General features: G+C 60.4%; 23 protein-coding genes. 11 read left to right on the top strand and 12 right to left on the bottom strand.

All coding sequences use genetic code 11. From position 1 onward, the window contains the following. Positions 1–115: 115 nt before the first annotated feature. A complete protein-coding gene (gene mtnA, locus ACP7EW_RS13195; RefSeq protein ID WP_426217490.1) occupies positions 116–1192 on the bottom strand; it encodes an S-methyl-5-thioribose-1-phosphate isomerase in 1077 nt (358 codons plus the stop codon). A gap of 108 nt (positions 1193–1300) precedes the next feature. On the opposite strand from mtnA, the gene ACP7EW_RS13190 reads away from it, so the two are divergent. The 4 genes from ACP7EW_RS13190 (at position 1301) to ACP7EW_RS13175 (ending at position 4853) form a co-directional block, all read left to right on the top strand. Further along, complete coding sequence (locus tag ACP7EW_RS13190; protein ID WP_426217488.1) at positions 1301–2632, top strand: TRZ/ATZ family hydrolase; 1332 nt, start codon at positions 1301–1303, stop codon at positions 2630–2632. A 64-nt stretch (positions 2633–2696) separates the two neighbouring features. Then, positions 2697–3395 carry a bifunctional 2-polyprenyl-6-hydroxyphenol methylase/3-demethylubiquinol 3-O-methyltransferase UbiG gene (gene ubiG, locus ACP7EW_RS13185; RefSeq protein WP_003189760.1) on the top strand — a complete coding sequence of 233 codons (699 nt, stop codon included), beginning with the start codon at positions 2697–2699 and terminating at the stop codon, positions 3393–3395. A 4-nt stretch (positions 3396–3399) separates the two neighbouring features. Continuing rightward, positions 3400–4071, top strand: coding sequence for an N-acetylmuramic acid 6-phosphate phosphatase MupP (gene mupP, locus ACP7EW_RS13180; RefSeq protein ID WP_033902529.1), 672 nt, complete (start codon positions 3400–3402; stop codon positions 4069–4071). A 41-nt stretch (positions 4072–4112) separates the two neighbouring features. Beyond that, positions 4113–4853, top strand: coding sequence for a YciK family oxidoreductase (locus ACP7EW_RS13175; RefSeq protein WP_016975315.1), 741 nt, complete (start codon positions 4113–4115; stop codon positions 4851–4853). Positions 4854–4986: 133 nt separating this feature from the next. Here ACP7EW_RS13175 and ACP7EW_RS13170 read toward each other — a convergent pair whose 3' ends face one another. From ACP7EW_RS13170 to ACP7EW_RS13145, 6 genes are read right to left on the bottom strand one after another with little or no spacing between them, the layout of a single operon-like run. After that, a complete protein-coding gene (locus ACP7EW_RS13170; RefSeq protein ID WP_426217486.1) occupies positions 4987–6501 on the bottom strand; it encodes an ABC transporter substrate-binding protein in 1515 nt (504 codons plus the stop codon). A gap of 32 nt (positions 6502–6533) precedes the next feature. Then, entirely contained in the window at positions 6534–7505 is a 972-nt protein-coding gene (locus ACP7EW_RS13165; protein WP_426217484.1) for an ABC transporter ATP-binding protein, read from the bottom strand. Then, complete coding sequence (locus tag ACP7EW_RS13160) at positions 7502–8458, bottom strand: ABC transporter ATP-binding protein (RefSeq protein ID WP_426217482.1); 957 nt, start codon at positions 8456–8458, stop codon at positions 7502–7504. Before ACP7EW_RS13160 ends, ACP7EW_RS13165 begins: the two co-directional genes overlap by 4 nt. After that, positions 8455–9312: an ABC transporter permease gene (locus ACP7EW_RS13155; RefSeq protein WP_426217480.1), complete on the bottom strand. Its 858-nt coding sequence runs from the start codon at positions 9310–9312 to the stop codon at positions 8455–8457. The genes ACP7EW_RS13160 and ACP7EW_RS13155 overlap by 4 nt, the downstream gene beginning before the upstream one ends. Further along, positions 9309–10256, bottom strand: coding sequence for an ABC transporter permease (locus tag ACP7EW_RS13150; RefSeq protein WP_426217478.1), 948 nt, complete (start codon positions 10254–10256; stop codon positions 9309–9311). The genes ACP7EW_RS13155 and ACP7EW_RS13150 overlap by 4 nt, the downstream gene beginning before the upstream one ends. A gap of 3 nt (positions 10257–10259) precedes the next feature. After that, a complete protein-coding gene (locus ACP7EW_RS13145; protein ID WP_426217476.1) occupies positions 10260–11147 on the bottom strand; it encodes a proline iminopeptidase-family hydrolase in 888 nt (295 codons plus the stop codon). A 183-nt stretch (positions 11148–11330) separates the two neighbouring features. Between ACP7EW_RS13145 and ACP7EW_RS13140 the strand changes: the two genes are divergently transcribed. Both ACP7EW_RS13140 and ACP7EW_RS13135 read left to right on the top strand, forming a co-directional pair. After that, the gene (locus ACP7EW_RS13140; protein WP_038850381.1) at positions 11331–12095 is read left to right on the top strand and encodes a LuxR family transcriptional regulator; all 765 of its coding nucleotides are present in this window, start codon (positions 11331–11333) and stop codon (positions 12093–12095) included. A 92-nt stretch (positions 12096–12187) separates the two neighbouring features. Then, a complete protein-coding gene (locus ACP7EW_RS13135; RefSeq protein ID WP_426217474.1) occupies positions 12188–13120 on the top strand; it encodes a proline iminopeptidase-family hydrolase in 933 nt (310 codons plus the stop codon). Positions 13121–13161: 41 nt separating this feature from the next. Here ACP7EW_RS13135 and ACP7EW_RS13130 read toward each other — a convergent pair whose 3' ends face one another. Next, the gene (locus ACP7EW_RS13130; protein ID WP_426217472.1) at positions 13162–14664 is read right to left on the bottom strand and encodes a nucleobase:cation symporter-2 family protein; all 1503 of its coding nucleotides are present in this window, start codon (positions 14662–14664) and stop codon (positions 13162–13164) included. A 158-nt stretch (positions 14665–14822) separates the two neighbouring features. Here ACP7EW_RS13130 and ACP7EW_RS13125 point away from each other — a divergent pair, with 158 nt between their 5' ends. Then, positions 14823–15656 carry a nucleoside-binding protein gene (locus tag ACP7EW_RS13125; protein ID WP_426217470.1) on the top strand — a complete coding sequence of 278 codons (834 nt, stop codon included), beginning with the start codon at positions 14823–14825 and terminating at the stop codon, positions 15654–15656. Here ACP7EW_RS13125 and punC read toward each other — a convergent pair. Continuing rightward, a complete protein-coding gene (gene punC / locus ACP7EW_RS13120) occupies positions 15653–16837 on the bottom strand; it encodes a purine nucleoside transporter PunC (RefSeq protein WP_426217468.1) in 1185 nt (394 codons plus the stop codon). The two genes, ACP7EW_RS13125 and punC, sit on opposite strands and share 4 nt — an antisense overlap. Positions 16838–16959: 122 nt before the next feature. Between punC and punR the strand changes: the two genes are divergently transcribed. Further along, positions 16960–17883 carry a DNA-binding transcriptional activator PunR gene (punR, locus tag ACP7EW_RS13115; protein WP_426217466.1) on the top strand — a complete coding sequence of 308 codons (924 nt, stop codon included), beginning with the start codon at positions 16960–16962 and terminating at the stop codon, positions 17881–17883. On the opposite strand, the gene ACP7EW_RS13110 is transcribed toward punR, so the two are convergent. Beyond that, positions 17864–19033 carry an aspartate aminotransferase family protein gene (locus tag ACP7EW_RS13110; protein WP_426217464.1) on the bottom strand — a complete coding sequence of 390 codons (1170 nt, stop codon included), beginning with the start codon at positions 19031–19033 and terminating at the stop codon, positions 17864–17866. The genes punR and ACP7EW_RS13110 overlap by 20 nt on opposite strands. A 102-nt stretch (positions 19034–19135) precedes the next feature. On the opposite strand from ACP7EW_RS13110, the gene ACP7EW_RS13105 reads away from it, so the two are divergent. After that, the gene (locus ACP7EW_RS13105) at positions 19136–20041 is read left to right on the top strand and encodes a LysR family transcriptional regulator (RefSeq protein WP_038850375.1); all 906 of its coding nucleotides are present in this window, start codon (positions 19136–19138) and stop codon (positions 20039–20041) included. Here ACP7EW_RS13105 and ACP7EW_RS13100 read toward each other — a convergent pair. After that, positions 20038–20661: an HAD family hydrolase gene (locus ACP7EW_RS13100; protein ID WP_426217461.1), complete on the bottom strand. Its 624-nt coding sequence runs from the start codon at positions 20659–20661 to the stop codon at positions 20038–20040. The two genes, ACP7EW_RS13105 and ACP7EW_RS13100, sit on opposite strands and share 4 nt — an antisense overlap. Positions 20662–20955: 294 nt before the next feature. Between ACP7EW_RS13100 and ACP7EW_RS13095 the strand changes: the two genes are divergently transcribed. Next, positions 20956–22179, top strand: a complete 1224-nt coding sequence (locus tag ACP7EW_RS13095) for an anthrax toxin-like adenylyl cyclase domain-containing protein (RefSeq protein WP_426217459.1) — start codon at positions 20956–20958, stop codon at positions 22177–22179. A gap of 62 nt (positions 22180–22241) precedes the next feature. Here the strand turns inward: ACP7EW_RS13095 and fabV are convergent, their stop codons facing one another. Beyond that, positions 22242–23435 carry an enoyl-ACP reductase FabV gene (fabV, locus tag ACP7EW_RS13090; RefSeq protein ID WP_033902545.1) on the bottom strand — a complete coding sequence of 398 codons (1194 nt, stop codon included), beginning with the start codon at positions 23433–23435 and terminating at the stop codon, positions 22242–22244. A 310-nt stretch (positions 23436–23745) separates the two neighbouring features. Here fabV and ACP7EW_RS13085 point away from each other — a divergent pair, with 310 nt between their 5' ends. After that, positions 23746–24570, top strand: a complete 825-nt coding sequence (locus tag ACP7EW_RS13085) for an aspartyl/asparaginyl beta-hydroxylase domain-containing protein (protein ID WP_426217456.1) — start codon at positions 23746–23748, stop codon at positions 24568–24570. Positions 24571–24636: the final 66 nt, after the last annotated feature.

The raw sequence follows: 24636 nt of genomic DNA, 5'->3' as shown, positions 1-24636 counted from the left end.
CACGCACCTATCCCCCTGATGCGCATGGAGCATAGTAAGTTGACGGATGACAGGCTTGAGGGCGACGAGAGGGGCTCAGAGCTGGATCCAAGCCCAATTTTGAAGACGAATTGGCTTAATGCAGGCGCTTACGGCACATCAACTTGGCCAGCTTGGCGGTGTCCGGCCGTTCGACCACGCCTTTTTCAGTCACGATCACGTCGATCAGGTCGGCCGGGGTCACGTCGAACACCGGGTTGTAGGCGCTCACATCCGCAGCAAAACGCTGGCCGGCGACTTCCAGCAACTCGCCGGTATCGCGTTCTTCCAGGGCGACGTCATCACCCGTGGCCATCATCAGGTCCAGGGTCGAACTCGGCGCCACCACCATGAAACGCACACCGTGGTGCATCGCACACACCGCCAATTGGTAGGTGCCGATCTTGCTGATCACATCGCCATTGGCGGCAATGCAATCGGCGCCGACGATCACCCAGGTCACGCCTTTGGTCTTGAGGATGTGTGCGCCGGCCGAGTCGGCATTCACCGTCACCGGGATGCCCTCGCCCGCCAACTCCCAGGCGGTTAGCCGCGAACCTTGCAGCCAAGGCCGGGTTTCATTGGCGTAGACCTGCTCGACCATGCCCTCAAGATAGGCCGCTCGAATCACTCCGAGCGCCGTACCCACGCCGCCGGTCGCCAGGGCGCCTGCGTTACCGTGGGTAAGAATGGCCTGGGCATTGCCCTGGTGCTTGCGGATCAGCTCGACGCCCAGTTGGGCCATGGTGAGGTTGGCTTCGCGATCACTTTCATGGATGGCGATGGCTTCTGCCTCCAGCACCGCCAGCGGATCGGCGTGCTTTTTGACGCGGTCCAGGCGGTCGCGCATGCGTTTCAACGCCCAGAACAAATTCGACGCGGTGGGTCGGGTATCGGCCAGCAAAGCGTAGTCTTCTTCCCACGCAGCCTGCCAGTCACCCCCCTCGGCGATGCGCTCACGGGCGGCCAGCACCAGGCCATACGCCGCGCTGATGCCAATCGCTGGCGCACCGCGCACCACCATCGAACGAATGGCGGCCGCCACGTCATCGACCGTAGAGCAGGCCACCCAGCTTTCCCGGGATGGCAAGGCACGCTGATCGAGCAGGTACAGCGCGCCATCATGCCAATCGATGGCCTTCACTTTCTCCGCTGCCAACAGTCGATCGCGCATCCCTTACTCCGCACTCATAAACAAAGCCGCCGATTATAGCGATCCGCCAGCCAGGACGCTCGGGTATACTTCGTCCTTCTTTTATAGCTGCCTGGGAAGAAGCCTGCGATGACCGCCACTGCCGCCCCGCTCGACTTATTGTTGCTGCCAACCTGGCTGGTACCCGTCGAACCCGCTGGCGTGGTGCTCAAGGGACACGGGCTGGGCATCCGCGACGGGCGCATTGCGTTTATCGGCCCACGGGCCGCAGCGTTGAAGCTTTCGGCCAACGAAGTGCGCGAACTGCCCGGCATGCTGCTCAGCCCCGGCCTGATCAACGCCCACGGGCACGCGGCAATGAGCCTGTTTCGCGGCCTGGCCGACGACCTGCCGCTGATGACCTGGCTGGAAAAACATATCTGGCCCGCCGAGGCCAAGTGGGTCGATGAAGCCTTCGTGCGCGACGGCACCGACCTGGCCATCGCCGAACAGCTCAAGGGCGGCATCACCTGCTTCTCCGACATGTACTTCTACCCCAAGGTCGCCAGTGACTGCGTGCACAACAGTGGCATGCGCGCGCAGATTGCGATCCCGATCCTTGACTTCCCGATCCCTGGCGCAAGCACGCCAGATGAGGCGATTCGCCAGGGCGTCGAACTGTTCGGCGACCTCAAGCACCACCCACGCATCAAGATCACCTTCGGCCCGCACGCGCCCTACACCGTGTGCGACGACAACCTGGAGAAAATCCGCGTAATCGCCGAAGAGCTAGACGCCGCCATCCACATGCATGTTCACGAAACCGCCTTTGAAGTGCAGCAAGCCGTCGAGCAGACCGGCGAGCGGCCATTAGCGCGCCTGGGTCGCCTAGGGCTGTTGGGGCCGCGCTTCCAGGCCGTTCATATGACCCAAATCAGCGAGGATGACCTGGCTTTGCTGGTAGAAAGCAACACCAGCATCATTCACTGCCCGGAATCGAACCTGAAACTGGCCAGCGGCTTTTGCCCGGTGGAGCGCTTGTGGCAGGCTGGCGTGAACGTGGCCATCGGCACCGATGGCGCCGCCAGCAACAATGACCTCGACCTGCTGGGTGAAACCCGCACCGCAGCGATGCTCGCCAAGGCTGTCGCCGGTTCGGCCACCGCGCTGGATGCCCATCGCGCCCTACGCATGGCCACCCTCAACGGTGCACGGGCCATGGGCCTGGAAAGCGAGATCGGCTCGCTGGAGGTCGGCAAGGCGGCGGATATCGTCGCCTTCGATCTGTCGGGGCTGGCGCAACAACCGATCTACGATCCGGTCTCGCAGCTTATATATGCCACCGGACGCGATTGTGTGAAACACCTTTGGGTCGCCGGCAAGCAGTTGCTCGACGACCGGCAATTGACCCGCATGGATGAACAACAGTTGACCGCCACGGCCATCGCCTGGGGCCAACGTATCAGCGGGCACAACGAATAACGAAGGTTTTGAACCCCAGGGTTCAGAACTGACCAAACGATTTATCAGGTTTAGAGGATTCACCATGAGCAACGTCGACCACGCCGAAATCGCCAAGTTCGAAGCCCTGGCCCACCGCTGGTGGGATCGCGAAAGCGAGTTCAAGCCACTGCACGACATCAACCCGCTGCGGGTTAACTGGATTGACGAGCGCGTCAACCTGGCCGGCAAAAAGGTGCTGGATGTGGGCTGCGGCGGCGGCATCCTCAGCGAAGCCATGGCCCAGCGCGGCGCGACCGTCATGGGCATCGACATGGGCGAAGCGCCCTTGGCCGTGGCCCAACTGCACCAGCTGGAGTCCGGCGTGAGCGTGGAATACCGCCAGATCACCGCCGAAGCCCTGGCCGAAGAAATGCCCGAGCAGTTCGACGTGGTCACCTGCCTGGAGATGCTCGAACACGTACCGGACCCGTCCTCGGTGATCCGCGCGTGCTTCCGCATGGTCAAGCCCGGCGGCCAGGTGTTCTTCTCCACCATCAACCGCAACCCCAAGGCCTACCTGTTCGCGATCATCGGCGCCGAATACATCATGAAGCTGCTGCCGCGCGGCACCCATGACTTCAAGAAATTCATCCGCCCGTCCGAGCTGGGCGCCTGGAGCCGACAAGCCGGGCTGACCGTCAAGGACATTATCGGCCTGACCTACAACCCGCTGACCAAGCACTACAAGCTGGCCAACGACGTTGACGTCAACTACATGATCCAGACCCTGCGCGAGGAGTGAGCCTGTGAAGTTGCGAGCGGTTCTCTTCGACATGGACGGTACCCTGCTGGATACCGCGCCGGACTTTATCGCCATCTGCCAGGCCATGCGCGCCGACCGCGACCTGGCGCCGATCAACCCACAGCACATCCGCGATGAAATCTCCGGCGGTGCGAAGGCGATGGTGGCCGTGACCTTTTCCATGGACCCGGAATCCCCAGGCTTTGAGGAGCTGCGCCAGGAATTCCTCGAGCGCTACCTCAAAGGCTGCGCGGTCCACAGCAAACTGTTCGACGGCATGGCCGAGCTGCTGGAAGACATCGAGAAGTCCAAGCTGGTCTGGGGCGTGGTCACCAACAAGCCACTGCGCTTTGCCGAGCCGATCATGCAGCAGTTGGGCCTGGCCGAGCGCTCGGCGCTGCTGATTTGCCCGGATCACGTGAAGAACAGCAAGCCGGACCCGGAGCCGATGATCCTGGCGTGCAAGATGCTCGACCTGGACCCGGCCAGCGTACTGTTCGTGGGCGACGACCTGCGCGATATCGAGTCCGGCCGCGACGCCGGCACCCGCACCGCGGCGGTCACCTACGGCTATATCCACCCGGACGACAACCCGCGCCACTGGGGCGCCGATGTGGTGGTGGATCACCCGCTGGAACTGCGCAAGGTGCTGGATAACGCACTGTGCAGTTGCTGATGGTCGAAATGGATTTTCTGTGAATTCTGTCGAGGTTGTTTATGTTTGATTACTCTGCACGCCCAGAACTGCTCAAAGGCCGGGTGATCCTGGTCACCGGCGCCGGTCGCGGGATTGGCGCGGCGGCGGCAAAAACCTACGCCGCCCACGGCGCCACCGTGCTGTTGCTGGGCAAGACCGAAGCCAACCTGGCCCAGGTATATGACGAAATCGAAGCCGCAGGCCAGCCGCAACCGGTGGTGATCCCGTTCAACCTGGAGACCGCCCTGCCCCATCAATACGACGAGCTGGCCGCTATGATCGAAAAGGAATTCGGCCACCTTGACGGCCTGCTGCACAACGCCTCGATCATTGGCCCACGCACGCCGATCGAGCAGTTGTCCGGTGAGAATTTCATGCGGGTGATGCACGTGAACGTCAACGCGATGTTCATGTTGACCAGCACGCTGTTGCCGCTGCTCAAGCTGTCCCAGGATGCGTCGGTGGTGTTCACCTCCAGCAGCGTCGGGCGCAAGGGCCGGGCTTATTGGGGCGCTTATGGCGTGTCGAAGTTTGCAACCGAAGGCTTGATGCAGACCTTGGCCGATGAGCTTGAGGATGTGGCCGCGGTACGCTCCAACAGCATCAACCCAGGTGGCACGCGCACCAGCATGCGCGCCCAGGCGTATCCGGGGGAAAACCCGATGGAGCGGCCTGCTCCTGAAGAGATCATGCCGGTGTACCTGTACCTGATGGGGCCGGACAGTGCCGGCATCAACGGCCAGGCGTTCGACGCGCAATAACAGGTACGCAAGAGAAATAAATGTGGGAGCGGGCTTGCTCGCGAAAGCGGAGTGTCAGTCAAAAATTACTGACTGATGTACCGCTTTCGCGAGCAAGCCCGCTCTCACATTTGTATGCAGTGCTCTCTGGATCTTAGTTCTTCACGACTTCTTCTAGGGTGAAACGGCCCAGTGGGTTTTGCAGGAAGTTGCTCACGTTCTTGCGTGAGATGTTGATGTACGGGCTGTAGTACAAGTCGATCCAGTTCACGTCCTGTTTCGCCAGTTTCTGCAACTCGACATACATCTGCTCGCGCTTGGCCGGGTCCGCCTCGATGCGCGCCTGTGCCACCAGCGCCTTGACCTTGTCGTTCTTGTAGCGGGTCATGTAATTCTGGTTAGTGTCGTGGCCCAGCACGAAGGTGGTCTTCTGATCCGGATCAAGGATGTCGTTGGTCCAGTACATCACCGAAATGTCGTACTCACCGTCCACCAGCATCTGCCAGCTCTGGGTCGGGTCGACCTTTTGCAGGTTGGCCGTCACACCGACCTTGGCCAGTTGGTCCTTGATGATCACCGCAATCTGCTCGTCGGCTTCGTTGCCGGCGTTGACCACGTAGTTGAGCTTCAAGTCCTTGGCACCGGCCTGTTCCAGCAGCTTCTTCGCAGCGGTCGGGTCATACGGGCGTTGCAGGTTGTTGGCGTAGTGGTACAACGAACCCTTTGGAATGTAGGAATAAGCCACGGTGCCTTGACCGTAAGTGGCGGTCTTCACCAGCGATTGTTTGTCGATAGCCATGTCCAGCGCCTGACGCACTTCCGGCTTGGCCAGCAGGCCGTGCTCGTGGTTGATCAGCAGGTGATCTTCACGGGTGGACGGATCGGCGTGAATAACCACGTTCTTGTCTTTCTTCAGCTCTTCGACCCGCGAGAAGGGTACGAAGATCGCCGTGTCCAGCTCGTTGTTCTGCACCATGCGCATGCGCGTGTTGTCGTCGGTCACGGAGACCCACTCCACGCCATCCAGGCTGACGTTCTTGGCCTGCCAGAAGTTCGGGTTTTTCTTGAGTATCACCCGATCACCCTTGCGCCACTCGTCCACGGTAAACGCGCCGGAGGTCACCGGGTTTTCCGAGTAGGCGTCTTCGCCCATCTTGGTCATGGCTTTTTCCGACAGGATCGACACCGTTGGCGACGCCAATTGCGAGAGGAAGGCTACCGCCGGCGTCTTCAGGGTGACCACCAGGGTTTTCGGATCAGCCGCCTTGGCCGTGTTGATCAAGTTGAACGGATCGGCCCACAGCGAGGCCTTGTTGTCGCGGATGCGCAACAGGCTGAACGCGGCGTCCTCAGCGGTGATCGCCGAGCCGTCGGAGAACTTCGCATCACGCAGTTTGAAGGTGTAGGTCAGGCCATCCTTGGAAATGTCCCAGCTTTCGGCCAGGCCCGGTTCCATCTTGGTGCCCAGGTTGTCGACGCGTACCAGGGTGTCGTAAACGTTGGCGAATACCCAAGTGTCGCGGTTTTGCGCGCTTTTGATCGGGTCGAACGTGGTGCTGTCTTCACGGCAGCCGATGGTCAGCACGCCGGCGGCGTGGGCCAGCCCGGCAGTGAGGGACCATGCGGTCAATGTAGCGGCGGCGAGCAACTTCAAGTGGCGCGATTGCATATCACAACTCCTTGTTAATGAATGGCAGGGGGTCAAAGCAAAGGTTCTTCAAGCACGCAACTGTACCGATGCTCGTGCAGGAAATGCGTCGGCGGCAACACCACGGAACACACGGCTCGGGCATGCCGGCAACGCGGGTGGAAGGCGCAGCCTGTAGGCAAATTCAGCGGGCTCGGCGGTTCGCCCGGCAAGGGTTCGGCAGGCAATGGCCGATGGGGATCGATCTCGGGAATCGCCTGGATCAACGCCGCCGTGTACGGGTGACGTGGGGCGGTAAAGACCGCTTCCACTGGGCCCTCCTCGACGATCTTGCCCAGGTACATCACCGCCACGCGATCGCACAAACGGCGGACGATGGCCAGGTCATGGGCGATGAACAGGATCGCCAGGTTCATGCGCTGTTGCAGTTCCAGCAACAGGTTGATGATCTGGCCCTGGATCGACACATCCAGCGCCGCCACACACTCATCAGCGATGATCAGCCGTGGCTCCACCGCCAGTGCCCGGGCAATGCCGACGCGCTGGCATTGCCCGCCGCTGAGGGAGCCGGGTTTGCGGCTGGCCAGTTCGGGGCGCAGGCCGACCAGGTCGAGCAATTCATTCACACGCGCCGGAACCTGCTCCGGCGTGACCTTGCGCTGCACCCGCAACACTTCGGCAATCGTCTCGCCGATGGTGTGGCGCGGATTCAGCGCGGCATACGGGTCCTGGAAGATCATTGCGGTTTCATGGCGCAGACGAGTGATGTCGATGGCACTACCGTGAGCCATGTCGATGCCATCAAACAACACCTGCCCGGCGCTGATCGGATTGAGGTGCAGGATGGCGCGACCCAGGGTGCTTTTGCCGCTGCCGGACTCACCGACCAACCCCAGGGTTTCACCCGCCGCCAGGTTCAGCGATACGCCGTTCACCGCCCTCACCCACTGTTTGTTCAAGCCGAACAAACCGGTGCCGGATGCGGCAAACTTCACCTCAAGGTCCTTGATCTGCAGCAGGCTCATGGGCGCACTCCCAACGGGTAATGACAGGCGACTCGCGCGCCTTCCGGCAGCACCTCGGTGCACAAGGCGCCGACCTGTGGGCAACGCGGGTTGAAGCGGCAGCCGGCGGGCAATGCGTCCAGCAACGGCGGCTGTCCAGCAATTGTGCGCAGCAAGTCGTGGCCACTGCTGTGGGCGGGCTGGCAGTCAATCAAGCCTGCGGTGTAAGGATGCTGCGGATGCGCCAGCAAATCATATTTGCTGCCGTGCTCACACAGGCGCCCGGCGTACATCACGGCGATGGCGTCGCAGGTTTGCGCGACCACGCCCAGATCGTGGGTAATCATGATGATCGACAGACCGCGCTGATCACGCAGTTCCAGCAACAGCCGCAGGATCTGCGCCTGTACCGTCACATCCAGGGCGGTGGTGGGTTCGTCGGCGATCAACACTTTCGGGTTGCAGCCCAGGGCGACCGCGATCATCGCACGCTGGCGCATGCCGCCGGAAAACTCGTGGGGGTAGTTGTCGACCCGCGCCTGGGGATCAGGGATGCCCACTTGGCGCAGCACGTCGATGGCTTGCAGCCGCGCATCTTTTTTCGAGGTGCCTTGGTGCAAGCGAATACCCTCGGCAATCTGCTCACCGATGCGCATCAACGGGTCGAGGTGGCTGCTGGGGTTCTGGAAGATCATGCCCAACTGACCGCCGCGCACGGCACGCATGCCGGCGTCATCCAGTGACAATAGATCCTGGCCGGCCAGCCTTACGGCGCCGCCTTGCACCCGTAGATTGGGGGAAGGCAATAAACGCATCAGGCCGCGACAGGCCATGGTTTTGCCCGAGCCGCTTTCCCCGACCAGGCCGAGGATCTCACCCTCGGCCAGATCGAAGGACACGCGATCAACCAGGGTCACATCCCTCCCGGCGTTATTGGCGATCACACTGAGGTCGCGCACTTGCAACAGGCTCATGAGCGATCCCCCAGCACTTGCGCCACGCCATCAGCGAGCAGGCTGAAGCCCATGGCCAAGGTCACGATGGCCAGCCCCGGAAAGGTGCAGATCCACCAGGCGGTGGTGATGAAGGCCTGCCCTTCGGCCACCATCGTGCCCCATTCGGCGGTCGGCGGTTGCACGCCCAGGCCCAGGTAACTCACGGCGGCGCCATTGAGCAACACCAACACCGCGTCCGACATGGAAAACACGATGGAGCCGAACATCGCATTGGGCAGCAGGTGCCGGAACAGAATCCGCCCATGGCCAAAGCCCAGGCTCTTGGCGGCCAGGGCAAAGTCGCTTTCCTTGAGCACCAGGATCTGTGAGCGGATCAGCCGGGCGTAGGACACCCAGCCCACCAGCGCCATGGCGATATAGAAACTCTTCAAGCCCGGACCGAGGATAGCCATGATCGCCAGCATCAGCACCAGGAACGGGAATGCCAGGATCACATCGATCACACGCATGCAGACACTGTCAAAACGCCCGCCGATGTATCCGGAGACCGCGCCAACGAAGGTGCCGATCATGAACGGGAAAATCACCCCGACGATGGCCAGTTGCAGGTCAATGCGTGCGCCCCAGATCACCCTCGAAAGGATGTCCCGACCATAGTTATCCGTACCGAACGGATGAGCCAGGCTGGGTCCGAGCAAACTGAAATCCGCGTTCTGCGCAATCGGGTCGTAGGGCGCGATCCACGGTGCGAACAGCGCAAGCACCAGCCACACCAGCAGAATCAACAAGCCCCACGCCGCCGTCAGCCGGCCATTGCGAAAGCCAAAGCGCAGGCGCAAGCGCCAAGGAGCAATCAACGGGCGGCTGCTCATTGCATCTTCACCCGTGGGTCAAGGGCCACCGTCGCTACGTCAGCGATGAAGTTGACGATCACCGTCGCGCAGGCCAGCACCATGGCCACGCCCTGCACCACCATGTAATCGCGGGTGAAGATCCCGCGCACCAGCAATTGGCCGATGCCGGGGATGGCGAACAGGCTTTCGATCACCACCGTGCCGCTGATCAGCCAGCCGATGTTCACCGCCAGCAGGTTGACCGCCGGCACCAGGGAGTTGGGCAACACATGGCGACGAAACACTGCGGCTTCCGACAATCCACGTGCCCGGGCGGCGGTCACATGGTCGGCCTGCAATTCCATCAACATGCTCGCCCGCAGGTTGCGCACCAGCACCGCCGACAGCGCCAGGGCAATCGTCAGGCAGGGCAAAACCATGTGGTGCGCCTTGTCCAGCCAAGTACGGCCGTAGCCGGACACCGGGAACAAGCCCCATTGCACACTCAGCAGCAGGATCAGCATCAAGCCCAGCCAGAACGCCGGCATGCCCAAGCCGACGGTGGTAAACACTCGGATCAGATTATCTACCCAGCCGCCCTTGTTGCGCGCGGCCAAGGTCGCCAACGGCACCGCGATCAGCAGCGCCAGCAGCACACTGCCGAGCACCAGCACCAAAGTCGGTTCAATGCGCGTGACGATCAGCTTGAGCGCATCGACCTTGTACAGCAGCGATTGGCCGAGGTCGCCCTTGAGCAGGTTCTTCAGAAAGTAGAAATATTGCAGCCACAACGGCTGGTCGAGGCCGTACTGGGCACGGATTTTCAGCAAGGCATCCGGCGTGCTGCGCGACCCCAGCAGCGCACGCGCGGGGTCGCCGGGAATCGAGCGCACCAACACAAAGGTGATCAGGCTGATGCCAAACAGCACCGGCAGCAATTGCAGCGGCCGGGACAGCACAAAACGGTAGCGCGCCAGGTTCATCCGTCAGCCTCGGTGACGAGCGAGGAAGTCCAGCAGCACCGGGAAGTACGCCTGGGGTTCTTCATAAAACGGCATATGGCTGCTGTTGGGGAAAACGTGCAGTTCGGCGTGCCGGGCTGCCATTTTCATGCGCATGGCGCAGGCCGGGGTGAGTTCGTCATGCTGGCCGGTGGTGATCAGGATCGGCATCTTGAACTCGGCCATCTCGGGGATGCGGTTCCAGTCCTTGAGGTTGCCGATGTAGAGGAATTCGTTGGGACCTTGCATGGTTTCGTAAGGGCCCATGTTCCAGTCGTCGAGTGAGCGTTTGACTGGCGCGGGCCACTCGTCCAGGCGGCACACGTGGCGATAGTTGAGCAAGGTGATCGCCGCCTGGTACTGCGGGTGGTCCAGGGTGCCCATGGCTTCGTGGCGCTGCATCATCGCCACGGTTTCGCTGCCGAGGGCGCCGCGCAGGCGCTCCAGTTCCTGGGACAGGTGCGGAATGTCGCCCACGGTGTTTTCCAGGATCAGGCTTTTCAGCGCGTCGGGGTAGTGGATGGCGTATTCGATACCGAGCCAGCCGCCCCAAGAATGCCCGAGCAGGTGCACACGGCCCAAGCCCAGGGCCTGGCGCACGGTTTCGACTTCTTCGACATAACGGCGGATTTCCCACAGCGAAACGTCGGTGGGTCTGGCTGATGCGCCCGTGCCAAGCTGGTCGAATGCAACCACTCGCAGGTTATGCTCTTTGAGCCAGCCATGGGCGTCGCGCAAGTAGTCACACGGCAGGCCTGGCCCGCCGTTGAGGCACAACAGCACCTCATCGCCTTCGCCAAAGCTGTAGACCACGAGGTTATGGCCGTCGACTTGCACGTTGTACTGCTGGTCGGGGGCAATTTCACGCCACATGCATACATTCCTTGTGTTGTATCGGCCTGGCAGGTAGCGGCCGTTTATCAGGCCAACACTACCGAGGATGCCGTGCGTCCATAACCTAGTATTTCTTATAGGTTTGGCCTGGCAGTCCTTCGCCGGGGCGTGGCATTCTACTTGCCGCAAGTCGAGATTCAAATGAATTCGGGAGCCGAACGGATGCTGGCCAAGCTGACTGCGTTAAATCACCGTCTGATGCCGGGCAGGAGCCTGGACGAGCAGATGGACAATACCTTTATCCTCGCCCAACAACTGGGCTTCGATGCATTGGTGTATGACTACACCCCGGTGCCGATGGACCAGGACGGCGCATTGATCACGCCCTCGGTGCTCGCTCTGCGCAATACCCCGCCTGACTGGCATGCCCTGTGGTGCAGCGAAGGGTTCTACCAGATCGACCCGGTGCAACATCTGGCCCTGAGCACGGTGTCACCGTTCGTGTGGTCCTACGACGTCAAGGCCGATACCCCACTGCAAAAGATCATCGATCCCTGCCATGCGCCGGTTTCGTCCTACTTGCACGATCAGCAGTTGACCTGCGGCGTCAGCGTGCCGATCCACCTGCCCCGTGGCGGCTTCGCCTCGCTGACTGGCCTGCGCACCGGCAACGCCCGCACCGTGTTGAAGGATGCGCAGCAGACCTTGTCGGATTTCAGCCTGATTTCCCATGCCTTGCAGGAAGCGGCCTACCCGCTGTTCAGCAAGGAGCTGCGCACTTATCCGCACATTCACCTGACCAAACGCGAGCGCGAGTGCCTCAAATGGGCCGCCGACGGGCTGACCGCCGCCGAAATTGCCACGCAATTGAGCCGCTCCCTGGCCGTGGTCACCTTGCACCTGGCCTCGGCGATGCACAAGCTGGGGGCCAAGAACCGGGTGCAGGCGGTGGTGCGCGCCACTCATTACCGCCTGCTCGAAGACTGACCGCTCGGCAAAACCTAGCTGTTTTGCTAGTTACTTAAATTTCTGCCACGCATTATCGTGTCCCTGATCCTTTTTTCAGAGCAGGGTACGAAATGGAATTCATCGAAAAAATCCGCGAAGGGTATGCGGCGTTTGGCGCCTACCAAACCTGGTACCGCGTCACCGGTGACTTGTCGAGCGGCCGCACTCCCCTGGTGGTTATCCACGGCGGCCCCGGATGCACCCACGATTATGTCGACGCCTTCAAGGACGTCGCCGCCAGCGGCCATGCCGTGATCCACTACGATCAGCTGGGCAACGGCCGCTCCACTCATCTCCCCGAAAAAGCCCCGTCATTCTGGACCGTGGGCCTGTTCCTCGCAGAACTCGACAACCTGCTGGACCACCTGCAGATCAGCGATAACTACGCGATCCTCGGCCAATCCTGGGGCGGCATGCTCGGCAGTGAACACGCAATCCTGCAGCCCAAGGGCCTGCGCGCCTTTATCCCCGCCAACTCGCCGACGTGCATGCGCACCTGGGTCAGCGAAGCCAACCGACTGCGCAAATTGTTGCCGGAAGGTGTGCATGAAACCCTGCTCAAGCACGAAGCCGCCGGCACTTACCAGGACCCGGAATACCTCGCCGCCTCGCGGGTGTTTTATGACCAGCACGTGTGCCGAGTCATCCCGTGGCCGGAGGAAGTGGCACGCACATTTGCCGCAGTCGATGCAGACCCGACGGTGTACCACGCCATGAGCGGCCCGACCGAATTCCATGTGATCGGCAGCTTGAAAGACTGGAAGTCCACGGGCCGTCTGTCGGCGATCAATGTGCCGACGCTGGTGATCTCCGGCCGACACGACGAGGCCACGCCGCTGGTGGTCAAGCCGTTCCTGGATGAAATCGCCGATGTGCGATGGGCGCTGTTTGAAGACTCCAGCCACATGCCCCATGTGGAAGAACGCCAGGCGTGCATGGGGACTGTGGTGAAGTTTTTGGATGAGGTGTGTTCAGCGAAGTACAACGTACTCAAGGCTGGCTGAATCAGTATGGGGGCTGGCAGGTCAGCCCCCCCTTACTTACTTCAGACCTCGGTAGCCTCAGCTTTGGTTGACCTTTTCGGGGCATCCGGCACCAGCGGAATCTCCCGCCCCTCGGCATCAAACAACTTGCCGCCCTTGAAGTAATCCCCATCGCGCAGTTCCGACACATCACGGAAGCACAGGCTACGCTCGGTCCCCGCCACAAACACCGACTGCTGGTCTGAGTTACCGGCGGTGAAGTGGTTGAATGCCAGGTTCAGCAAAATCGCCATGATCGCCGACGAACTGATCCCTGAGTGGAAGATGGTCGCGAACCAGGTCGGGAAGTGATCATAGAAGCTCGGTGCCGCAATCGGGATCATGCCAAAACCGATGGAAGTGGCCACGATGATCAGGTTCATGTTGTTGCGGTAATCCACCTTCGACAGCGTGCGGATACCACTGGCCGCCACGGTACCGAACAGCACAATCCCGGCCCCGCCCAACACGGAAGTCGGCACCGCCGCGATCACCCTGCCCATAAAGGGCAACAAGCCGAGAATTACCAGGAACAGCCCGCCCGTGGCTACCACAAAGCGGCTCTTCACCCCGGTCACCGCCACCAGGCCGACGTTCTGGGCGAAGGCGCTTTGGGTGAATGAGCCGAAGATCGGCGCAAACATGCTCGACAGCATATCGGCGCGCAGGCCGTTGCCCAGGCGTTTCGAATCGACCTTGGTGTCGATGATCTCGCCTACGGCCAGGATGTCCGCCGAGGTTTCGACCAGGGTCACCATCACCGCGATGCACATGGAAATGATCGCGGCGACATGGAAGGTTGGCATGCCGAAATGGAATGGTGTGGGGAAACCGAACATCGGACCCTGGGTCACGCCGGAGAAGTCGGCCATGCCGAGGAATACCGCAATCACCGTGCCGATGACCATCGCCAGCAAAATCGACAGACGCGAAATAGTCGCGCTGCCGATCTTGCTCAGCAGCAACACCAGCACCAGGGTCAGCGCCGCCAGGCCGATGTTGGACATGCTGCCAAAATCCGCCGCGCGACTGTTGCCGCCCATGGCCCAGCGCGCCGCAACGGGCATCAGGGTCAGGCCGATGGTGGTGATCACGATGCCCGTGACCAACGGCGGGAAGAACTTGGTGATCCGTGAAAACACCGGGGTTATCAATAACCCGATCAACGACGCGGCCATGACGGCCCCGAGAATCGCCGGCACCCCGCCGGCGCCATCACTGCCGACAATCGCCACCATGGTTGCCACACCGGCAAACGACACGCCCTGCACCAGCGGCAACTGACAGCCAAAAAACGGTAGACCCAAGGTCTGCAACAGCGTGGCCAAGCCACCGGCAAACAGCGACGCGGCAATCAGCAGGCCGATATCCGCCGGGGACAACCCGGCCGCCTGGCCGACAATCAGGGGCACCGCAACAATGCCGCCATACATCGTGAGCACATGTTGCAGGCCGTAAGCCATGTTGGCGGCGACGCCGAGATTCTCATCTTCTGGCCGCTGCGGTGACGCCTTCGGGATAGTCATGGTGAGGGGTTCTCTGTTTTTGTTGTGCGGCCACTGTATGCAATGTTTGGACTGGATGTCCATAGAGTTGTATACAATCAATCGAACAAGTTACCCTCCATCGGCGTTACAAAAACAACCCGGCCGTGATGAGCCAGAACGCCAAAGGACCCAAAACAATGAAAAAGGCACTACAGGGCGCAACCGTCGCACTCACCCTGCTCGGCGGCGGGGAGGCCGTCGCAGTGGAATGGATGAACAACAGCGTAGGATTCCGCTACGGCCAGCAGTTCACCAATCCGAATAACCCTGACGAATTCAGCAAGCGCATCTACAGTTTCACCCACGCCAGCGGCTACCAGTACGGCAGCAATTTCCTCAACCTCGATGTGTTCCTGTCCGACAGCCGCGACCCGCGCAAGGGCACCGATCATGGCGGGAGTGAGGTGTACGCGGTGTATCGCCACCAACTGTATGCGTCGCGGGTGTTCGATGTGCCGTTGGGCACCGGCCTGGTCAAGGATTACGCGCTGACCCTGGGTTTTGACGCCAACCGTAACAACAACTTCGCCTCAGCCAAGAAACGCGCACTGGTGATCGGCCCAACGCTGAAGTTCAACACCGTCGGCGTCCTCGACCTGAGCCTGATGTACTACAAGGAAAGGAACCACACCGGCATCCCCGGCGCGAAAGAGTCGAACCACACGTTTGATGACACCTACATGCTCAACCTGACGTGGATGCGCCCCTTCGAAATCGCCAACCATGCGGCGAAATTCCAGGGTTTCATCAATTACGTCGGGGAAAAAGGCAAGGACTACCACGGCCGTGACACCGCGCCCGAGGCCCTGATGCGCACCGCGCTGATGGTGGCGGTGCGACCGGGCAAAAGCGTCAAGCCAAACCTCTACCTTGGGGTGGGTTACGAGTATTGGCATAACAAGTTCGGCGTGGATGGCGGCCGGGGTAGCCGCACATCGACGCCGACGGTGAACCTGGAAGTGACGTTCTAGGCGGTCGCCAGTTCCGAATCACCGGCTTTCGGCCGCGCCAGCCAGTAACCCAACACCGCCAGTGGCGCGGTCGCCAGCATCACGATCACGGTAATCAGCAGCGGTTGCTCGATCATCGACGACACCAGCAGGCTGCTGAGGAAACACAGGCCCAGTTGCAGGGTGTTTTGCAATGCCGCCGCCTTGCCGGAATTTTCCGCAAACGGCATCAGCGCATTCGCCACGACAATGGGGTAACTGGCACCGTTGACCAGCGCCATCAGGCAGAACGGAATCAGCAAGGTGGTGAGGGTCGGCACCGTCAGCGTGGCAACCAGGTACAACGCCAGCATGCTGATGCAATACGCCAGCAGCAACCAGGGCAACAGCGTCTTGCCCTGGAAGTGCTGCAAGGCGCTGCGGCAACTGTAGCCTCCGACCAGGAAGGCCAATGTCGGCAATACGTAGCTCAGGCCAATGTCATTGGGGCTGTAGCCCATGTCGCCCAGGATGAAGGGCGAAGCCGTCAGCCAGGCGAAGAAACTGGCCGAGCAGGCGGCGAAGATCATGACGTTGCCGGTAAACACGCGAGACGTCAGTAACTGCCCATAACCGAGGTGCGAACGCTCACCCGCCTCTGCCGGACGTTTCGCCGTGGTGCGCAGGAACAATGTCGGTAGCAGCAACAGCAATGAAACGCCCAGCAATACGCCGAAGATCGCCTGCCAACCCAAGTGATTCAGCACCATCGCGCCCAGCAACGGCGCCAACGCTGGCGACAACGACATCAGCGGCATGATGCTGGCGAACACACGATGAGCCTTGTCGGCCGGGTAGCGATCGATCACCAGTGCCTGCCAACTGACGGCAGCGGAACACACACCAATCGCCTGGACAAAACGCAGCGCCAGCAACTGCGGGGCGGTCTCGACCCAGAACATCCCCGCGCAGCCCAGTACAAACAGGCTCAAACCGGCGAGCAGGACGGGCTTGCGCCCCAGACGGTCGGACAATGGCCCCCACAACAACTGCCCCACGGCAAAGCCGGCGAGGAAAATACTCAAGCTGGCACCCACCGCGCCTGCGCCAATCTGCAGCTGTTCGCCCATGGCGCCGAATGCCGGCAAGTACATATCCATGGCGAGGTAACCGAGCATGCTCAGCCCCGCCAGATACCAAGTGAAACCAAAAGAATTTTTCATTGAAGCCTTGTTAATCCTGCCATCAAACTATTTGCTGACTGGCGCCCATTATGAAGCTGACAGTTTCTGTGTGAAGCGATAATAATTGGACACTTTTATCAATAAATTTGAAGGCAGCCACCATGTGGTCAGAATATTCCCTGGATGTGGTCGATGCCGTGGCGCGCCATGGCAGTTTCAGCGCCGCCGCTCAGGAACTGCATCGCGTGCCGTCAGCCGTCAGCTATACCGTGCGCCAGTTGGAAGAATGGTTGGCAGTGCCACTGTTTGTGCGGCGCCACCGGGATGTGGAACTGACGCCCGCTGGCCGCCTGTTTATCGACGAAGCCCGTGGCGTGATGAAAAAAATGCTCGGCACCCGACGCCTATGCCAGCAGGTCGCCAACGGCTGGAGCGGCCAGTTGAAGGTGGCCGTGGATTCCATCGTCAAACCTCAGCGCTGTCGGCAGTTGGTGCTGGACTTCTATCGACAATTTCCTGAGGTCGAGCTGTTGCTGGAGTACGAGGTGTACAACGGCGTATGGGATGCCCTGGCCGATGAACGCACCGACATCGTGATCGGCGCGACCAGCGCCGTGCCGGTGGCCAGTCACTTCACTTTCCGCGACATGGGCTTGTTGAACTGGCTGTGCGTGGTCAGCGCGCGACACCCGCTGGCCAGCGTCGAAGGGTTACTGAGTGACGATCAACTACGCCCTTTCGCCTCGCTGTGCATGACCGACACCTCGCGCAACCTGCCCAAGCGCGACACGTGGACATTGGATAACCAGCGACGCCTGGTGGTGCCCAATTGGGCGTCTGCCATCGATTGCCTGCGCGACGGCCTGTGCGTCGGCATGGCGCCAGCGCATCAGGTGTTGCCGTGGATCGAGCGCGATGAGTTGGTGGCACTGCAATTGAGCCGGCCGTTTCCGGCCAGCCCGTCGTGTGTGGCCTGGGCGCAGAACAAGCTGTCCCCGGCCATGGCCTGGCTGTTGGACTACCTGGGCGATACCGAAACCCTGAACCAGGAATGGCTCAACGGCCCTACGCCAGCAACCGAGTAATGGCCCGCACGATCATCTCGACCTCCTTGGTATCCAGGGTCAGCGGCGGCAGCAAGCGAATGATCTTGCCCCGCGTGACGTTGATCAGCAGCCCGTGTTCCTGAGCGGCGCGTTGAGCCAGGTCACGGTAGGGGCTGGCCAGCTCGATGCCGATCATCAGCCCCTGGCCACGAATCGCCAGGACCTGCGGATGTTCACTCAACTCCACGCGCAACCGCGCCAGTAGGCGCTCGCCCTGTTGCGCGGCGTTCTGTAGCAAACCTTGTTCTTCGATGATGTCCAGCACAGTGCACCCCACACGACACGCCAGCGGGTTGCCACCAAAGGTGCTGCCGTGACTGCCCGGCGTGAACAATTGGGCCACGGCGGACCGTGCCAGGCACGCGCCGATCGGCACACCATTGCCCAGGCCTTTGGCCAGGGTCATCACGTCCGGGACGATGCCTTCATGCTGGAAGGCGAACCAGGTGCCAGTGCGGCCGATGCCGGTCTGGATTTCGTCCAGCATCATCAGCCAGCCATGGCCTGTGCAGTGGTCGCGCAGGGCTCGCAGGTAACCCGGTGGTGCAGGCAGTACACCACTTTCCCCCTGGATCGGCTCCAGCAGCACCGCCGCGATACGCGGACCAAACTTCTGGGTGATCACCTCCAGCGCCTCCAGATCACCAAAGCCCACCTTGAGAAAATCCCCCGGCAAACGCTGGAAGCCCAGCCGCACCGAAGGGCCATCGCTCGCGGCCATGGTGCCGAGGGTACGGCCATGAAAGGCGTTCTCCATCACCACCACCAACGGCTCTTCGATGCCCTTTTTCCAGCCATGCAGGCGCGCCAGCTTGAGCGCTGTCTCATTGGCTTCAGCACCGGAATTGTTGAAGAAGGCGCGGTCCAGGCCTGACAACTGAGAGAGGCGCTGGGCCAGCCGTTGTTGCCAGTCGATGCTGTAGAGGTTGGAGGTGTGCAGCAAGAGCCCAGCCTGCTCGCTGATCGCCGTCACCAGCCGGGGGTGCGAATGGCCGACATTGGTCACTGCCACGCCGGCGACCGCGTCCAGGTATTCGCGGCCCTGCTGGTCCCAGAGTCGCGTGCCCAGGCCACGCGTGAAGCTCAGGGCCAAGGGTTGATAAGTGGTCATCAGGCAGGCGGCGGTCATGGTGCGGGCTCCAGTGCATCGTAGTGATGGCTGCAGTATCGTTAGCCACCTGAGCTGGATAAACTGCACATTCCTGCAATGACTTTAAATCAAGGCTTGATAATGGATCTGTTCCAGGCAATGTCGGTGTACGTGAAGGTGGTCGAGACCGGCAGCATGACGGCAGCAGCCCATGCCTGCGGGATGTCCACCACCATGGTCGGCAACCATCTGCGTGCCTTGGAGCAGCGCCTGGGCGTGAGCCTGCTCAAACGCACCACGCGCAAACAAAGCCTCACGGAATTCGGCGGGCAGTATTACCAGCGCTGCCTGGAAGTGCTGGGGTTGGTGGCCGACTCCGAACAACTTGCCGAGCAAGCCCACAGCGATATCCCCAAAGGCAATCTGCGCATCACTGCGCCCCCCGTGTTCGGCACCGAACGCCTGACACCGGCCTTGAGCGAATTTTCCCGGCGCTACCCACTGATCAACCTGTACGTGGTGCTGAGCAATGAGCGGATGGACTTGGTCGACAGCGGCTTCGACGTGGCGATCCGTCTTGGTGAACTGGAAACCTCCAGCCTGATCGCCCGGCCAATGCAGGACTACACCCTCACACTCTGCGCGTCACCTGAATACCTGGCACGACGGGGCACGCCGCAAACGCCCGATGAGCTGCAGCACCACGACTGCCTGGCGTTTGCCTACCCGGCAAGTGACAACTGGCGCGACGCCGACAAACTGTGGCGAATGACCGGCGAGGGCGGCGAGGTGGAGGTCCCGGTGTCCGGCTCATTGACCATCAACAGCTCGCAAGGCTTACGCCAGGCGGCCGTCAACGGCATGGGCATCATCATGCTGGCCGACGCCCTGGTACAACCGGACCTGGAAAGCGGCAAGCTGGTGGCCTTGCTCACTGCCTATCGACTCCCCAGCCGCCCCATGCACCTGCTCTACGGCCAGGACCGTTATCGCCTGCCCAAACTGCGCGCCTTCGTGGATTTCGCCATGGAAAAGTGGGCGCGCTAGAAGCTCACGCCCAACGCTCGCAATTGCGCGGCGGTACCTTCGGCCGACACGTGGTGGATCCCCTGCCAGCCGAGGGCGATGGCCGCCTCGATATTGCCGGCAACATCATCGATAAATACAACTTCAGAGGGCTGGATGTCCGGCAGGTGGCCGCGTACCTGACTGAGACTGGCGTCGTAGATTGCCGCGTCAGGCTTGATCAGTTTCAGCTCGCCAGACACCACGATATCGCGAAAGCACTGCAGGAACGGGTAGTTGGCCCGCGCATAAGGAAAGGTTTCAGCCGACCAGTTGGTGAGCCCGAACAACGGCATATCGGCCTGGTGCAGCGCCTTGAGGATCGCCACGCCTTCCGTCAATGGGCCACGCAGCATTTCGTGCCAACGGTCGTAATAGGCCTGGATCAGTCGTTCATGAGCTGGGTGCTGCTCGATCAGGCTGCGGGTACCTTCGGCCAAGGAGCGACCAGCGTCCTGCTCGGTGTTCCAGGCCTGGGTGCAGATATTCTCGAGAAACCATTGCCGCTCGTGATCATCGGCAATCAGCTTGCGGTACAGGTGCTGCGGGCTCCAGTCGAACAGGACACCGCCGAAGTCAAAAACCACTGCCCGAATTGTCATACGCTCCTCCCATTCAGTTGCACGACAGTTCCCCATGCTGATCGCACCCAGCCGCGAGTCAACACGCGTAGGATCGCTCTGATAATTTCACCGCTCAAACGCAACAAACACCTAGGCCGCATCACGTTTGCGCACCGGAACGACCCGCCTCCCATTACGCTTCATACAAGCCGTCATACTTTTTCCTCCCCGCCGAAGAATGGCTTCTTTAATGTCTCCCGTGCAATCGAAGGAATACTGGGGTCTGGAAGGGATCATCCAACATGCCAATAAAACATGATTTGGAGATGCACCATGATAGGCGTACTGAGTTCAGCCCAGATATCGCGTCAGCTTGGCTTGAATGCTTTGCAAGGCTCTCCACCGCGTCGTTCGACGGCCACTGCACCAGAGGCAAACGACTCGGTAAGGATCGCATTCGAGCGCACCAGGAAACAAACGGGAATAGTCCCAAGCCACCTTGTCCCCTTGCAGGAAATTGCGGCGCAGACCAACTCCATCATCGGCGTGCGTCCAGTCGAAACCGTCGCCACCGGGTTGATAGACGCCGGCCACCCCACCAAGAACTTTCATATCAAGGGAAAAAGTGCCAACTGGGGACCGCAGGCCGGCCTGATCTGCGCGGATCAAGCCTTCGGCAAGCTTGAGAAATTCAAGCACGAAGCCCCCGAGAAACTGAACCGCGCCAATGAGCAAGTCGCGGATTGCATCCGCAAGAACGATGCAGTCGCCATCCCTCTGGAGATCTCACAAAATCGCCTCGGTGAATTGATGAAACTCGGCCACATCGCTGAACTGGCACCCACAGAGAAGGACGGCATACTGCGCTTCAGCGCCCAGGGGCCTAGCCAGCAGGTGTATACATTCGAAGGCAAACGCACTTCACCCTCAGCAGATAACTATCTGATCAGCCATAAGGGCAAGCCTATTGAAGTGCTGGCGGAACGCGCGGGAGGCAAACCGTTGACGGCCGACTATGACCTGCACATGGTGGCGCCCCACCTCAGCAACTACGGCGTTGAGGACCGGCTACCGCTGCCCGATGTCGCGCACAGCGTTTTGACCAAAAGGGTTGATAGCTACAGACAGCATTATTCAGACCCCAAGGCTTTCCAGGTGCCGATGGAATTGTGTGAAGACTATGAAAACCCTCATCTCTTCTATAAGAAGGAAGACCAAGATCTCGGTAACATCTCACCGCGAGTAAAGCAAATGATTGAGCTGATCAATCACCGCCTGGTGGGCAACGAGGAGCCAGTGGTTCACCACAGTACGGACGCAGGGAACCCTATGACGGATGTCGCCGCCAACTACCCGGCAACGTTCTTCCTGCCGACCAAGCTGGGGCGGTTCGATGAAATCTGCATGATCCACGACAGCAAAGAAATGGCGGAATTGGTCAAGACAGCCAAAGACAGCGGCTATCACGTGCCCCTGAATCCGCTATGGGAGAAAGAGGTGGTGAGTATCAAGCGCACTGGTTTTAGCAAGGCCCTTCGACTGTTCAACCAAGGCTGAACGCGCGTTGGGGAAGCACAAAACAGCAGCCTCATAATCGAGACTGCTGTCTATTCCATCACTTAAGCCGAGATGAGACCGTTGATCTTCACGGTCGGATTCACGTCAGCCTCGTAGTCCACACCGTCGATTTCAAAGCCGAACAAACGCAGGAATTCAGCCTTGTAGCCGGCAAAATCGCTGATCTCGTTGACGTTGTCGTCGGTGACCTGATTCCACAGTGCCGCCACGGCGTCCTGGACCTTCGGCTCCAGCTCGGCCAGGTCGGCACGCAAGCGGCCATCGGCGTCGAGTTTTGGCTGGCTGCCGTACAGGCTGTCCTTGAACAGACCGTAGACCTGTTCGATGCAACCTTCGTGAGTGCCCTGCTCTTTCATCACTTTGAACAGCAGCGACAGGTACAGCGGCATGATTGGAATGGCCGAGCTGGCCTGGGTGACCACGGCCTTGAGCACCGACACACGGGCGTCGCCCTTGAGTGCCGCGAGGTTGTCGCGCAGGGTCAGGACTTTCTTGTCCAAGTCTTTCTTGGCTTCGCCGATGGAGCCGTTCCAGTAGATGTCCTGGGTCAGCTTCTCACCAAGGTAGGTGAACGCAGTGGTCTTGGCACCTTCGGCCAGCACGTCGGCGTCACGCAGGGCGTCGATCCACAGCTGCCAGTCTTCGCCGCCCATCACTTTGACGGTGCCGTCGATTTCTTCCTGGGTTGCAGGCTCAAGCGTGGTGTCGACCACAACGCCCTTGTCGGTATTGATACCGCGCAGGGTCACGGCCTTGCCGATCGGCTTGAGGGTGGAGTTGTGCACCACGCCTTGCGGGTCGGTACGGCGCGGCGCGGCCAGGCTGTAGACCACCAGATCGATCTTGCCCAGGTCTTTCTTGATGGTTTCGATGGTCAGGCGCTTGATCTCGTCGGAGAACGCGTCGCCGTTGATGCTCTTGGCGTACAGGCCTTTCTCGACGGCAAACTTCTCGAACGCGGCGCTGTTGTACCAGCCTGCGGAGCTCAGCTTGCCTTCTTCGCCTTCTTTCTCAAAAAACACGCCCAGGGTGTCGGCGCCGCAGCCAAAGGCAGCACTGATGCGCGCGGCCAGGCCGTAGCCGGTGGAAGCGCCGAGGACCAGCACCTTTTTCGGGCCGCCTTCGATGACGCCGTGTTGAGTCACGTAGTCGATCTGCTCTTTGACGTTCGCTTCACAGCCAACAGGGTGAGCGGTCACACAGATGAAGCCACGAACCCGCGGTTTGATGATCATAAAATTTCTGCCTCTTCCAAGGTGCCGAAGGCCAGTGGTGGCCATTCAACTTCAATCGTACCGGTCTATGACGTCCAAAAAACCGAAGCGTCACGATAGTCGCAAATCTTCTGTTTACAAAATCCAATCCACTTAGCGCTGAGACGGTTAAAAACTGTGTTGAGCCTTCACAATTTTGCAATATTTAAAACGCCTCTCCAGCGCCGAACGCCTTATCATGACGCAGTTGTTTCAACATGTTTCAAAACCCTTACCACTCGCAGCCAGGGATCCGGACCTGTCGAATGGCGTCCAGCTGGAGCTGAGTTTCATGAACAAGCCTGCCTTACGCAAAAAAGCCGTGTCGGTCGCCTGGGTACTCGGCGTCCTGTTGATCATTTGCCTGATCCCCCTGACGACTGCGGTGTTTCTCAGCCTGGTCGTGGTCTGCGGGATCTATGATTTCCTGCGCAACGGCCTGTATGACCGTGACACTTTCAAGAAATATTTTATCGGCAGTGGCCGCAACACTTGGCTGCTGGCGCCGTTCAACACCCTGTTCGACCTGTTCAGCTCGCCTAACCACCACGTCTACACGATGGCCGACCTGCCACCGGCCTGGCGTGAAGACCTGCAACAGGTCATCGACGATGCCATGGTGCACAAGGACCAAATCATTGGCTATCTGGACGAACGCATGGCCGAGAAGAAGCGCGGCATGTTGTTTTTCCAATGGTATGGCCAACCCATCGAGACCACCCTCGACATCCCGGAACTGCGCAAAAAACTACCATTCGTGAAGACCATCGGCGTGTCGGTATTCAATGAAAACCGCTCCACCTCCTTCCACTTCGGCCCCCTGCGTATGATGTTCCGCGTGCTCTACAACATGGCGCCGGCGCCCCATCACGTAGGCGTCTACATCCAGGTCGGCAAGCACAAGCATTACTGGCACGACGACCCGCTGTTTATCTTCGATGACACCCTGATGCACGCGTCTTTCAACAAAAATGATGCCAAGCGTTACTGCCTGTTTATCGACATCGTGCGGCCGACACCGGTGCCGATGGTTCTTAACGCTGTGATCGCTGGGTTTGCCGGGATGGCCTTTACCCTGCGTCGGGTTTTCTACAAAAACTGGAAGCTGATTCAGTGAGTTCTGCGGCATGATGGTGCTGGACGGTGTTTGCGCTCGGCCTTGCGCCTGAGGTAAATATCCGTC

Origin of the sequence: Pseudomonas sp. DWRC2-2 (genome assembly GCF_049897885.1) — a bacterium.
In the GTDB taxonomy this organism is placed as follows: Bacteria; Pseudomonadota; Gammaproteobacteria; order Pseudomonadales; family Pseudomonadaceae; genus Aquipseudomonas; species Aquipseudomonas azotoformans_A.
This window is presented reverse-complemented; position numbering and strand designations above follow the sequence as displayed.